The sequence below is a fragment of the Fictibacillus sp. B-59209 genome, assembly GCF_036216745.1.
Taxonomy (GTDB): domain Bacteria; phylum Bacillota; class Bacilli; order Bacillales; family Fictibacillaceae; genus Fictibacillus_C; species Fictibacillus_C marinisediminis.
In genome coordinates this window covers 98,132-110,835 of sequence record NZ_JARMMC010000002.1, presented here as the reverse complement: position 1 = coordinate 110,835, position 12,704 = coordinate 98,132, and the positions used below count along the sequence as shown (strand labels likewise).

Annotated in this window: 16 protein-coding genes; 12 read left to right on the top strand and 4 right to left on the bottom strand. The window is 45.7% G+C overall.

Annotation, left to right across the window (positions count from 1 at the left end; genetic code table 11):
• The first annotated feature begins 41 nt into the window (after window positions 1-41).
• The 8 genes from P4361_RS00965 (at window position 42) to P4361_RS00930 (ending at window position 6,140) form a co-directional block, all read left to right on the top strand.
• Window positions 42-893, top strand: a complete 852-nt coding sequence (locus P4361_RS00965; RefSeq protein ID WP_328087897.1) for a M23 family metallopeptidase — start codon at window positions 42-44, stop codon at window positions 891-893.
• A 640-nt stretch (window positions 894-1,533) separates the two neighbouring features.
• The gene (gene spoIIID, locus P4361_RS00960) at window positions 1,534-1,800 is read left to right on the top strand and encodes a sporulation transcriptional regulator SpoIIID (protein ID WP_026677325.1); all 267 of its coding nucleotides are present in this window, start codon (window positions 1,534-1,536) and stop codon (window positions 1,798-1,800) included.
• A 185-nt stretch (window positions 1,801-1,985) separates the two neighbouring features.
• On the top strand, window positions 1,986-2,987 hold the full coding sequence (locus tag P4361_RS00955; RefSeq protein WP_062238359.1) for a rod shape-determining protein: 1,002 nt from the start codon (window positions 1,986-1,988) through the stop codon (window positions 2,985-2,987).
• 125 nt (window positions 2,988-3,112) lie between these two features.
• A complete protein-coding gene (locus P4361_RS00950) occupies window positions 3,113-3,943 on the top strand; it encodes a flagellar hook-basal body protein (protein ID WP_328087893.1) in 831 nt (276 codons plus the stop codon).
• A gap of 13 nt (window positions 3,944-3,956) precedes the next feature.
• Window positions 3,957-4,778 (top strand): flagellar hook-basal body protein, encoded by an 822-nt coding sequence (locus tag P4361_RS00945; protein WP_328087890.1) that lies wholly within the window; start codon window positions 3,957-3,959, stop codon window positions 4,776-4,778.
• Between the two features lie 13 nt (window positions 4,779-4,791).
• Complete coding sequence (locus P4361_RS00940) at window positions 4,792-5,100, top strand: DNA-directed RNA polymerase subunit beta (RefSeq protein WP_082316088.1); 309 nt, start codon at window positions 4,792-4,794, stop codon at window positions 5,098-5,100.
• A gap of 184 nt (window positions 5,101-5,284) precedes the next feature.
• On the top strand, window positions 5,285-5,713 hold the full coding sequence (gene fabZ / locus P4361_RS00935; RefSeq protein ID WP_053356504.1) for a 3-hydroxyacyl-ACP dehydratase FabZ: 429 nt from the start codon (window positions 5,285-5,287) through the stop codon (window positions 5,711-5,713).
• 217 nt (window positions 5,714-5,930) lie between these two features.
• Window positions 5,931-6,140, top strand: a complete 210-nt coding sequence (locus P4361_RS00930) for a hypothetical protein (RefSeq protein ID WP_053356505.1) — start codon at window positions 5,931-5,933, stop codon at window positions 6,138-6,140.
• Window positions 6,141-6,209: 69 nt separating this feature from the next.
• Here the strand turns inward: P4361_RS00930 and P4361_RS00925 are convergent, their stop codons facing one another.
• Window positions 6,210-6,668, bottom strand: a complete 459-nt coding sequence (locus tag P4361_RS00925; protein WP_328087888.1) for an asparagine synthase C-terminal domain-containing protein — start codon at window positions 6,666-6,668, stop codon at window positions 6,210-6,212.
• 297 nt (window positions 6,669-6,965) lie between these two features.
• On the opposite strand from P4361_RS00925, the gene P4361_RS00920 reads away from it, so the two are divergent.
• Window positions 6,966-7,202 (top strand): hypothetical protein, encoded by a 237-nt coding sequence (locus P4361_RS00920; protein WP_328087886.1) that lies wholly within the window; start codon window positions 6,966-6,968, stop codon window positions 7,200-7,202.
• 22 nt (window positions 7,203-7,224) lie between these two features.
• Here P4361_RS00920 and P4361_RS00915 read toward each other — a convergent pair whose 3' ends face one another.
• A complete protein-coding gene (locus P4361_RS00915) occupies window positions 7,225-7,497 on the bottom strand; it encodes a hypothetical protein (RefSeq protein ID WP_053356507.1) in 273 nt (90 codons plus the stop codon).
• A 319-nt stretch (window positions 7,498-7,816) separates the two neighbouring features.
• Here P4361_RS00915 and P4361_RS00910 point away from each other — a divergent pair, with 319 nt between their 5' ends.
• From P4361_RS00910 to P4361_RS00900, 3 genes are all read left to right on the top strand, one after another.
• Entirely contained in the window at window positions 7,817-8,836 is a 1,020-nt protein-coding gene (locus tag P4361_RS00910) for a processed acidic surface protein (RefSeq protein ID WP_328087883.1), read from the top strand.
• On the top strand, window positions 8,836-9,483 hold the full coding sequence (locus P4361_RS00905; RefSeq protein WP_328087881.1) for a class D sortase: 648 nt from the start codon (window positions 8,836-8,838) through the stop codon (window positions 9,481-9,483). The genes P4361_RS00910 and P4361_RS00905 overlap by 1 nt, the downstream gene beginning before the upstream one ends.
• Window positions 9,484-9,597: 114 nt before the next feature.
• On the top strand, window positions 9,598-10,107 hold the full coding sequence (locus P4361_RS00900; RefSeq protein ID WP_062238373.1) for a GNAT family N-acetyltransferase: 510 nt from the start codon (window positions 9,598-9,600) through the stop codon (window positions 10,105-10,107).
• A gap of 228 nt (window positions 10,108-10,335) precedes the next feature.
• Here P4361_RS00900 and P4361_RS00895 read toward each other — a convergent pair whose 3' ends face one another.
• Both P4361_RS00895 and P4361_RS00890 read right to left on the bottom strand, forming a co-directional pair.
• Window positions 10,336-11,028 (bottom strand): OmpA/MotB family protein, encoded by a 693-nt coding sequence (locus tag P4361_RS00895; RefSeq protein WP_053356511.1) that lies wholly within the window; start codon window positions 11,026-11,028, stop codon window positions 10,336-10,338.
• A 6-nt stretch (window positions 11,029-11,034) separates the two neighbouring features.
• Entirely contained in the window at window positions 11,035-12,609 is a 1,575-nt protein-coding gene (locus P4361_RS00890) for a hypothetical protein (protein ID WP_328087879.1), read from the bottom strand.
• Window positions 12,610-12,704: the final 95 nt, after the last annotated feature.

Sequence of the window (12,704 nt, the reverse complement as noted above, 5' to 3'; positions counted from 1 at the left end):
TCTGAATCCTGTTCAGAATGATTGCTGAGGTGATGATAAAAATGAAAGATGAAGAAAAACAATCCCAAAAAACAGTTCCGCTAAAAAGCAGGAAAGTGGGCAGGTTTATGAAAAAACGCTGGGTATATCCGGCAGTCTATCTCGCTTTTGCCGCAGTAGTACTAGCTTCCGTCTTGTGGTATCAAAATGAAGCTTCTAATTCTAAGGATACGCCGAACAGTGCTTTTGACAATCATAATAAAGCCGTTCCGGTAAGTGTTTCTAAAGAAGTATTCAAGATGCCGGCAAAGGATCCAAACAGCGTAGCGATTAAAAAAGAATTCTTTGATCCTGATGCATCTGCTAAAGAACAAGAAGCTGCTCTCGTATTTTATAATAATATCTACTACCAAAATAAAGGAATTGACCTTGCTGCTGAGAGCGGAAAAACATTTGATGTCGCTGCTGCCATGAGTGGTAATGTTACAAAATCAGTGAAAGATCCAGAGCTTGGCTACGTTGTTGAAGTTGAGCATACGAATGGCCTTGTTACACACTACTCTTCTTTAGCCTCTGTAAAAGTGAAAGAAGGCGACAGAGTAAACCAAGGTGAAGTTGTCGGTACAGCCGGCCAAAACCTGTATGACAAGGACGCCAAAATTCATGCTCACTTTGAAATCCGCAAAGATGGAATCGCTGTAGATCCTGTATCTGCATGGAACCAATCGGCTTCCCAAATTGAGAAGCTAGCGGATAAGGAAGAACAAGCGAGCAATAAGGAAGAGAAAGCTTCAGTTGAAAAAAGAAAATCTGACAGTGTTCAGGACAGCAGTACTGCTCCTAAGAAAAACAAAGAAAAAGAATCTTCTTCAACCAGCGAAAACTCTAAACAGTCATCTGCAAACGATAACTGAACAAATTGAGAAAGCAGCCCGCGATGTGCGGGCTGCTTTTTTGGGGGAAAGTAGTGTTTCCTGTGGGCTACTTATGAAAATGATGTGCTTTGCAAGTAAAGTCCTCAATTTCGCAAGTAAACAGGACATTTTCGCAAGTAAACGAGGCATAATCGCAAGTAAACAGAGCATTTTCGCAAGTAAACCTTGCCAAACCGCAAGTAATGCACAGCATGATCACAAAACACGTGCTCCTTTAGGAGAGTTCCAGCGCTTGTCGGGCCTAATCAGGTCCTTCAGCTTTTCTCGATCCAGCTTCAGGACCCAGGCCCTCGAGTCCCTTCACTTCCCCACCTCAACACAAAGAGCGTGTTGCTGTGTGAGAGTTCCAGCGCTAGTCGGGCCTAATCAGGTCCTTCAGCTTTTCTTTTTTCCCTTGTCCTTCTTGAGATTTTGGCATATAAGTACGTTCGTCTTAATAAGATGTTACAAAACCTACAATTCTTTTGAGGGTGAGCGGTGAGAAGACGTAGTATGGCTGCGGTGAAAAGGGGACGGGACACTCTGACTTCATGGAGACGACACACAAGGACAGGTCGCGTAGCTTGAACATAGAAGTCTCTATCGCATCTCTCACATCCAATTTGGGGAGGCGAGTGGTGTGCACGATTACATCAAAGAACGAACCATCAAGATAGGAAGGTATATCGTGGAGACAAGAAAAACAGTGCGTATGATCGCAAAAGAATTTGGTGTCTCGAAAAGCACCGTTCATAAAGATCTAACGGAACGATTACCTGAAATCAACCCGGATTTGGCGAACAACGTGAAAGAAATTTTAGAGTACCATAAGTCTATCAGACATCTACGGGGTGGTGAAGCGACACGGGTAAAGTACAAAAAGGGTGCAGAGGAAGTCGTACAATAAGATACACCACTTCACACGGCGTGCATAAAATGCATGCCGCTGTTGTGCGTTCAGGAAATATACAAAAAAATTAACATATTTTTTCCCGGTTCAACAAAACTTATGATAGAATGTTTTATTGGATAGAAATTCGAAAATTGACGATTTTTGTAAAGCGTTGCGGAACATACAGGGAGGATATATGAATGTTTTCAAGGGATGTTGGTATTGACCTCGGTACGGCCAATGTACTGATTTACGTTAAAGGAAAAGGAATTGTATTGGATGAGCCATCTGTTGTGGCGATTGACACAAACACGGGGAAAGCGCTTGCTGTAGGTGAAGAAGCCCGCAGGATGGTGGGACGTACTCCAGGCAATATCGTGGCGATCCGTCCGTTAAAAGATGGAGTAATCGCTGATTTTGAAGTAACAGAGCAGATGTTAAGACATTTTATTAATAAAATAAATGTAAAGGGTATGTTTACCAAACCGAGAATTCTGATCTGCACCCCTGCAAACATTACCTCTGTTGAACAAAAAGCGATTCGGGAAGCCGCTGAAAAATGCGGAGGAAAAGCGATTTATCTGGAAGAAGAACCGAAAGTGGCAGCTGTTGGAGCAGGTATGGATATCTTCCAGCCGAGCGGCAACATGGTTGTTGATATCGGCGGCGGAACAACAGACGTTGCGGTATTATCCATGGGCGATATCGTTACGGCTTCTTCCATTAAGATGGGTGGGGACAAGCTTGACAGTGAAATCCTAAACTACATCAAGAAAGAATATAAGCTGTTGATCGGAGAACGAACATCAGAAAACATTAAATTGAACGTGGCCACCGTCTTCCCTGGTGCTCGAAATGAGGAGATGGATATTCGCGGGCGTGACATGGTAACAGGCCTTCCGCGATCGGTTACCATCCATTCAGAAGAAATCACACAAGCTTTGCTTGAGCCGGTCATGATGATGGTCCATGCAGCAAGAAGCGTTCTGGAAAAAACGCCTCCTGAGCTGTCTGCGGATATCATTGACCGAGGAATCATCTTAACGGGCGGAGGGGCATTGCTCCATGGTATTGACCAGCTGTTCGCCGAGGAGCTTAAGGTTCCTATTTTTATAGCGGAGGAACCGATGAAGGCTGTAGCAAACGGTACCGGTCTAATGCTTGAACACATCGATAAGCTTCCAAAACGGAAAATAAGATAAAGCGTAATTCCAAGACCTGCTTTTCATAAAAAAGCGGGTCTTTTTTTTGTTCGAGCTTAAACATCCAAAAGTATTTGCCGATAATAAAGACAAGAAGAAGTGTGCGAAAAAGAGGGGGAACCACTGTGCTAAGAGGATTTTATACTGCAGCTGCCGGAATGATTGCTCAGCAGCGGCGCCAGGAAATGCTGAGCAACAACATTGCCAATATCAACACACCGGGCTATAAGGCAGATCAGTCATCGCTTAGGACGTTTCCTTCCATGCTGTTAGAACGAATGGACTCAAACGGGAAAACGCCATTAACCATTCCAGGCCAAAAACAGAGCGGCCAGCTGGCGACAGGTGTCTACATGCAGGAAGCCATTCCGAACTTTATTCAGGGAGATATGCAGGAAAGCGGTGTGAACACCGATCTTGCTCTCGTGCAGGGTTCCGTTCCAATCGATAAAAAAACGGGCAAGCCAGGGTCGTTATTCTATATGGTGGAAACCGCCGCAGGAGAAACACGCTATACCCGGAACGGCCATTTCGCCGTAGATGCCAAAAACAATCTGGTGACTGCGGACGGGAACTATGTTTTGGATACAAACGGAAAACATATCATTGTCTCTGATGAAAATTTCACAGTAAACGGAGAGGGCGTCATTCTCGATCACGGCCGTAATGCAGGCAGATTGGGAGTGGCACTGATTACGAACCCGATGGATCTGGTGAAAGAGGGCAACGGCTTATTGAAGCTTCAAGGCACTCAGAAACCGGGCTCTGCCACAGCAAATCCGCAGGTCGCCTATCAAGTAAAACAAGGGTTTGTTGAACGTTCCAATGTAGATGCTGAACAATCCATGACAGATATGATGGAAGCTTACCGTTCATTTGAAGCCAATCAAAAAGTGCTTCAGGCTTATGACCGAAGCATGGAGAAAGCAGCGAATGAAGTAGGAAAGATCGGATAAGGAGGGACAGACATTGAATACATCTATGATTAACGCTTCAGTGACCATGGGACAGCTGCAGCAGAAGCTCGATACAACGGCCAACAATATGGCGAATAGCAATACTAATGGCTTTAAGCGAAGAAATGTTCAATTTTCTGACCTTCTTTTTCAGCAGATCAATAATAAATTTGATAGCAAAAATGAAGTCGGCCGCCTTACCCCTGTGGGAATTCGTGCAGGAAGCGGTGCGAGAGTCAGCTCTACGGCAGTCAGCCTGGAGATGGGGGCGATCAAGACGACAGAACGCCCGCTGGACATCGCCCTATTGAGCCCTGAGCTCTTTTTCCAGGTCCAGAAAAAGGACACCGATGGAAAAACCGTAATGGAATACACACGTGATGGTGCGTTTTATTTAAAGCCAGGAGGAGGGAAGGGTGACCTTGAACTCGTTACCTCTGACGGCAGTGCGGTGATGGGGGATAAGGGGCCGATTCGTATTCCTGCCGGATACAAAGAAATTTCTATTGGACAAAACGGGAATATTTCGGTAACGTTAAGTAATGGAAGGATCGTCAACAGCGGCAGAATGGCGCTCGTTGATGTCGTCCATCCCCAGCTGCTTAAAGCGGTGGGGCACAATTTTAGAATTCCGGCTGGTGTAAATGAAAATCAAGTGGTTCGGGCGGCAAACCCGGCTAGCGTTAATATGCAGCAGGGTGCCCTTGAGATGTCCAACGTAAATACAGGAAATGAAATGACGGATATCATCAATATGCAGCGATCCTACCAGTTCAACGCACGCACCATTACGATGGCTGACCAAATGATGGGGCTTGTCAACGGAATTCGTTAACAGGTGATGAAAAATGGCGAACGAGCTCAGCAGGGAAGAATACCGTAAAAATAAAATGGCAGTGATGAAGCAAGAGGGAGCGGTTAAGGAAGAGAATCCAAAATCGCGGGAAAACAAAAAGAAAGAGCAAAAGACCGGGAAGTCAAAAAGACGCCGTTTTCCGATCTGGCTCCGTCTGATTGTGATTTTTGTTTTAATGGTGATCTGCCTTGTAGTTGGATCTGTGATTGGCTATTCAGTTGTAGGCGATGGCAAAGCAGGGGATGTGTTCAAGAAAGAGACATGGACGCATATCTCTGATTTGGTGAACAAAGATAAGTAGTATAGCGAATAGAATGATGTGAAGAGACAAGGGAGCTGCGGCTCTCTTTTTATTTTGACTGGGGGAGCGGTAACCGTTCTCTTCCTCTCGGCCTATTGGATTAACCTTTTTCTATCATGTATAATGGGCAGAGATACATAGAAACAGTAGAACCGTAAACCAGAAAGAAAAGGAGTATCTCGGTATGAAACTAAACATTGAACAGATCAAAGAAATCATCCCCCACCGTTATCCATTTTTGCTTCTTGATACAATTGAAGAGCTCGAGCCGGGAAAACGTGCGGTCGGAAAGAAAAATATTACGGCCAACGAGGAAGTATTTAATGGGCATTTTCCTGATTATAATATTTTCCCAGGCGTATTAACCTTAGAAGCTTGTGCCCAAACCGGAGCGGTGGCGCTCTTGTCTTTGGATGAATACAAAGGAAAGATCGCCATGTTTGCCGGTGCAGACAAAGTAAGATGGAAGCGCCAGGTAAGACCGGGAGACACATTGTTGATGGAAGTGGAGCTGCTTCAAATTCGCCGAGGAATCGGAAAAGGGAAAGTAACAGCAACAGTGGACGGCGAGCTCGCAATGGACGCTGAAATCACATTTGCTGTTGGAAGGTAGTTTCTGTAATTGATGGTGCCAGGCACCGCTTTTTGACATATGTCAAAAGCCGGTGCCTGGCACCATTTTCTTTTTTTAAGGCACTGTAAAGGCTATGTAAGGTATTGGTAAATCGCGACTAAATGGGATGTTTTCCTGCTATAGTGTGGATAGAGCCGCTGGTACATGGTGAAGCGGAGCGGTTCTAATCTGAACTAATCGAAGGGAGAACGATGGGATGAATAAAAGTTTCTTAATGAAAATTGGGGCTTCTCTTATGGCGATTATGTTAATGACAGCTTGCAACAACAGCGACACCGAGAAAAAGGAAAGCGGCACAGGCACAGAACAAAAAGTAGATGATGAAAAACAAGCAGATCAAACCAGTACAGATGAAAGCAAGCAGGATCAAGAAACGAGCACTGATACTGAATCGTCTGATCAATAAATGATAAAAAAAGCACATCCGCGCGCGAGCGCGGGTGTGCTTTTTTCATGAAAGGTGCCAGGCACCATTTTATACAAGTTTGATGTGGTAATCTTTCAGCCAAGTGTTGACGTGAATGAGATATTCCATCAGCTTTGTGGCTTGTCCCTCACTCATTCCGGTTTTACCTTCAGCGACCGTTCTGATTTTATTCGTATCGATCAATGGACGAAGCGGTGCATTGCTGTCTTCCACAATGTCCATGAGCCATTTTTTGATGGCTCCAAAATAGACCGGATCCTGTGCGGTCGGGTAGGCACTTTTGCGGCGGTTTCTGACATCGTCAGGAAGGTAGCCTTTTAATGCGCGGCGAAGAATTCCTTTTTCGATGTTGTCGACGCTTTTCATTTCCCACGGAACATTCAAGAGATATTCGACCAAGCGATAGTCACAGAATGGAACACGGACTTCGAAGCCGACGGCCATACTCATGCGGTCTTTACGGTCGAGCATGAACGGCAGGAAGCGCGTGATGAACTGATACGACATTTGAACTGTTTGGCTCCAAGCTCGCTCTCGCCGGCCAATTCAGGAACTTCTGCCAATGCTTCCTGATAGCGGCGATCCGCGTACTCATCAGGCCGTATAGAGACGCTGGCTTCCCCTGACAGGATATTGCCAAAGTTACCGCGGCTCTGGCGCCATGGGAACGTGCTGCCATTCAGGAACTCATCCTGATGGAACCAAGGATATCTGCTGAATACCTCATCCGCAGATTCTGCTGCTTTCGTCATCCTTGTTGCTTACTGAGAGTGGTTGATTTCCGTTTCAGGATGCTCGCTTTCCGTGGGGCGGGCGGTGAGCCTTACCGGCGCAAGCGCCTACCTCCTCGGCGCATGGCGCCTGTGGGTCTCAACTGTAACGCTGCTCCCGCAGGACAAGGAAGGCTTCGTCAGCGTTATATCGCACGAAGAAAATGTGAAATTCATTTTCGAGGAGTCTCGCACCTTGCACTCCAATCAACTTGTAATGAAGGTTCTTTTCCCAAAGCCTTTTAGAAAGGCCTTTAAAAAAGAACAATAAAAAAACCGCTTCACGTAAGCGGTCAGTCTCTGGAGTATTTTGAGAGAATCTCTTCCCGGGCGTCAGCTCCTTCTACCCCTTCATGGATTGCTGATGTCAGCCGGTCATACTCTTGTTTCGTAATTTCAGCTACAGCGTTTTTCGGAAAAATATAAGGCTTTCCAATATCCATCGTATCAAGCTGATTCATGAGCTCGATCTCATCTTCATTCTCCCTGCACTGGGCGGGATCGAAGGTATACACCTTGCCGAATTCATCCTTAAACTCTCTCTTCATGTTAATAAAGTAACGCAATGTGCATTCTCCTTTCATTTATGCATTCTTACTAGTCATACCCGATTTTTTGTTTTTAGAGACATAAAAAAAACTATAAAACTTTTATAAAAATGAGGGATAAAAAAAGAGATTTCGGGAATGATAGAAGTACCCCCCTTTTTTATATATCTTTTTGTCCCCCGCTTCCTAAAGAGGCGGCCTTTTTTTTGCCTTTTTTCGCGAGCAGTGAGTAAATCTTCCATTTTTTATTCTCATAAATAGTAAAAAAGTCACATGTAATTATATTGTAATAATTTATACTAATATAAGGAAAACTAACATATTTCAGGAGGAAAGAATGAAAAAGATTCTATTAAGCTTGCTGGCTGTTCTCTTAGCCTTTTATTTTGTGCCTGCAAACGCGTTTGCAGCAGGGATAAAGGATGCTGATCTTACAGCCTATCTCGCACAAATCAGCAATGAACGCGGCTATGAAATTAGCAAAGAGGATTACCAAAACTATCTGTCCGATTATGCGGGGATGGAGCTGTCAGATTTTGAGGACATCAATGAACTGAAAGAAACGCTCGGGGCCGTCATCAAGAGCGACAACAGCAATCTTGATGAGATCTATACTGATTTAGATTTGAACGAGCAGCAGCTTAAGGATCTTTTAGCAAAGAACGGAGAAGCCATCGAGGACTATATTTATGTAGATGACCTGTACTTTGCGGTTTCAGACCTGCAGGCACCTGATGAAGAAATGCCTGATATGAAGGAGATTGAAAAAGAGATTCAAGGGGCTCTGGCAGAAGTAGATTTGACTCCGGCTGAGATTCAAAACCTGCAGGACCACCTCATGTCCATCGAGAAAGATCTAAACTCCCCAGATACAGAAAAAAGACTGGAATCCATTGCTGAGCGCATGATGAGCATCGATCCGGAAAAGCCGACGAAAGCACAGATCCAGGAAGTCGGGAACGCTTTTGAAGAGCTCATGTCCATTTTCCAAATGAAAGCGAACTTCTTTATTGTAGACGGCAGCAAGAAAACACCGGTATCTGCCGGAGAGCTTATGCAGATGAAAGTTTTGGACGGAGATTATCTTTTTATCCAGCTGTTTGATCTGAACGGAAAAATGCTTGCGGACTTGAAGATCACGTCAGACGATGCTAGAACCAGCGCAACAACAGTAGGCAAGGTTACGCAAACCGTTAAACAAGAAGTAAAATTGTCAGCGCCAGTCGCTAAAAAGCCAAGAACCGTGAATGGCGGCAAATTGCCTAAGACGGATTCCAACAATCTTGACGGCGCACTTGCTGGCTTAGCAATTGCCGGAGCAGGGCTATTCCTATATAGAAGAGCAAGGATGTCGTAATGGCAACCAGACGCCAAGAAGGAGGAAGACGGCCCAAAAAGGCTGTTCTTCTTTCTTTTTCGATTGTGATCATTCTTCTCGGCCTGGGAATGTTTTCGGAGAATATTATTAGTTACTCACGAGGTTATTTTGCCGGTGAAAAAGTGGAATCAAAAGCATTGCACGAACCTGTGAAAAAGCCGGCAAAAACAAACGAGGAAAAACGTGAAGCGCCACTGTATGCCAATCGTCCAGCGATTGGGGAAAAGATGGGCACCCTTTACATTCCTAAATTGGAAGCGAAACTGCCAATCTATCATGGAACGAATGAAGATGAACTGGAAAAAGGAGTCGGCCATTTTAAAGACAGCGTTCTTCCTGGTGAAAAGGACAACTCTGTTCTTTCCGGCCACCGTGACACTGTGTTTCGCAGCCTCGGAAAAGTAGGAAAAGGCGACAAACTTGAAGTGACGACATCAGCCGGAACCTTTACGTATAAAGTAAGGAAGGTTCGAATCGTGGACAAAGATGACCGCACCGTGATCGTTCCAAAACCGCGCGCGGTGTTAACGGTCAGTACGTGCTATCCGTTCAATTATATTGGTGCCGCTCCAAAGCGATATATATTGGAAGCTTTTCTGATCTCATCAGAACGTTCAAAGAAATAGAGAGATATGGCGAAGGGAGGAATAATTTCCCTTCGTTTTTGTTTTGTCGTTCTCGGAAAAACTCTGGTACAGTAAACATAGACCATCAAGATAACAGTCATGAGGAGGAATATCATGGTGAATATAAGAGAGGCACTTCTTCGCGATTTGCCAGCTATCTTGGACATATATAATGATGCTATAAAAACGCTGACGGCTACATTTGATTTAGAAGAGCAGACACTTGAAGAACGAAAGGTTTGGTTTGAAAAATACGGCGGCGACTTTCCGCTGATTGTTGCGAAACTGGACGGCAAAGTGGCGGGATACTGCTGTCTTAGCCCGTTCAGAGATAAAGCGGCCTATTCCCGCACAACTGAATTATCATTATACATATCTTCTGAATTCCGCGGCCAAGGGATCGGCAATGCCTTAATGGAGGATATTCTGAAAAGGGCGGCTGATCTTGGCTACCATACCGTAATCAGCAGCATTACGGGCGGAAACGAAGCGAGTGTAAAACTGCATAAAAAGTTTGGCTTCGAATTTGCCGGCAACTTTAAAGAAGTAGGCTACAAATTTGATGAGTGGCAGGATGTTCACTTTTACCAGCTCATGCTGAACACAGAAAAAACGAAGGGATAAGCGTTCCCTTCGTTTTTTGATGGGCGAGTGCGTTTTTTATGAAAATGATGTGTTTTGCAAGTAAGTCTTGTCGAACCGCAAGTAACACGACGATTTCTGCAAATAAAGCTTGTCGAATCGCAAGTAATAGAGCTGTTTCCGCAAGTAATACGTGTCGAACCGCAAGTAAACGGGTTCAGGCAAGCACGAGTCGATAGCAATTCCCTTAAAGACTTCAGAATGACTCTGTTACTGCTGATTAACAATATCCTTCAGCTTATTCTGCCATTTATCATCATCTAAAATGATTTGAAAGGAGATCCGGCGATTTTTTTGCAGGGCTGCTGCTGAGCTTCCTTTGGCGATCGGCTTGTATTCGCTGTATCCTGTGGCGGCCAGGTACTGGGCATATGGCAGGCGTGCAAGTTTCGGATTGGCTTTGGCGAGATATTTTACAACCGCAACTGCCCGCTCTGTGGAAAGGGACCAGTTGTCATACGGTACCGAATCGGTATGGCCCTCCACCAGGATAATATAAAGATATTTACTCATATCCTTCTCGTCGATGATGGCGGCGAGTGCGTTGGCCAATGGGTTCAGTACCTTCTTGCCCTGTGCGCTGACCTCGGCGCTCCCCGTATCAAATAATATGTTTCCTTCTACAGAGATCGTATTGTTCGGGCCGCGTACAACTTTATCTTTTCCTACATTCTGTTCAAGCTGTTTTTCAATCAGGTCCGAGATGTGTTTTTTAACATCCGCTACCTGATGCAGTTCTTGTTTGATCTGTGACTGATCATAGGCGTTATAAATACTTTGGACGTATGCGAGTATGGCAATGAAAATCATGATGAGCACCATCATTGCCATCATGTCCGTAAAGCTGGGCCAGTAGATTTCTTCCTGGTGCTGTTCTGCAAAAACGTTTTTCCGGGCGCGCACGGTTCATCACCGCCTTTTAATTTCATGCGAACTGATAAGCCTTGACTCATTGTTCCGGTCACGGGAGTCATAGACGGTCTGATTATCCATAGCCGTCTGATACATGCGCTGAAGAAGATGATACATGTCGCCAAGGGTGCGGTTGCTGCTCGTAAAATCCCGGGAAAGCCCGTGGAAAAGGTTCTCAAGGGTACGGGCAAGTTCTCTCATATCATCGCCTCGCTGCGGACCGGATTGCTGGCTGAGCTGCCGTTCTCGCTCCAGCACATTCCGGATCTGCTCGACAAAGTCACGCTTCATATGTTCAACGGCATTATAGAAGCCCTTTTCAAGCTGCTGGACAGAGGACGCGAAGTCAGCGGCAGCTCTACCGTATTCTCCTTGTTTTTCGGAATAGCGGTAGTACCATTCCTCCTGTTTCTGTCCCAGCCTGCTCTCCAGTGCATCATGCTGATTAGCGTAGTGCTGAAGCTGTTCCTGAAGGGCGCGTGCCATGTTTCCGGCGAATTCTTCTGAGCGGCGCTGTGATTCAGCCAGCACTTTATCGGAACGCTGGATCAGGAGCTCAAATGTTTGCTGCCCTGCATTCTGGCGTTCCGTGCTTTTTTGCAGCTGCTGTTCAAATGATTTGATCTGGGCGGCCAGCACCGAAATGCTTTGGTCGACCGCTTTATGCATGGAATCTTGTTTTTCAATGGTTTTATGGAACTGCAGGCCGAACTGTTCAAGAGTTGATGCAGAAGCCGCAAACGATTCACTGTGAAGACGCTGTGCTTCATAGATTCCTTTTACGTCCTCCATGGCGGTTTTTAATCCAGCTGTAAATTCTGTCATAGAGGCTCCGAAATGGCCCACGCTTTTTTGGAAGCTCTCCTCAACTTTGGCTGCAAGGCGATCAAGCAGCCGTTCGGCGGAATCCTGCGGCTTTTCCTGTAAAAGAAGACAGTTGAAGGCATGGTCCAGGTAAACTTCACAGTCCGACATCACCTTGCCCTGCAGGTACGTAAGGGAAGATCCCCTGGACAGAAAGCCTGTCTGGAGAATATTGAGGATAAGAGCCCCTCCTATACCCGCGATACTTGTTATAAAAGCAACGCTCATTCCCTCAAAAGGAGCAGTTAAGGATGAGATGATGGAGTTCATGGTCATATTCGGGCCAGAGGCAGAACTTCCGAGCCTGAACAGCGTATCCTGCATGGACAGGAGAGATAGAGTGAGGCCGATAAAGGTGCCGAGCACACCGAGAATAATCGTAAAAGCCGGCAGCTGCTGCAGAACCTTTTGGATATTTCCAACAGGAACGCGCATCAGTCCAAGAAGAGGAATGCGTTCCTGGAAAAGGTGCTTTTCAATCAGCGCCTGTGAATTCAATGAGGAGACTCCTGATAGATGATACTGCCTGTAATCCGAACAAACACGCTGAATCCAGCGGGACCGCGGCTGTGCAGTTCCCTGTGCTTCAAGCTCCTGAAGTTCTCTGATCCACATCTTCAGGCGGTATCCTGTCTGGGCGTATCCCACCAAACCAGTAAAAACAAGAAAGCAAATCACTCCCACAACGGCCATCGTCAACGAATCCATGCTGTCCATCCCTCCCCGTTTCCATTCATACAAGCATATGAGGTGCCAGGCACCGCTATTACACAAGTATGTAACGCACGGTGCCTGGCACCCAA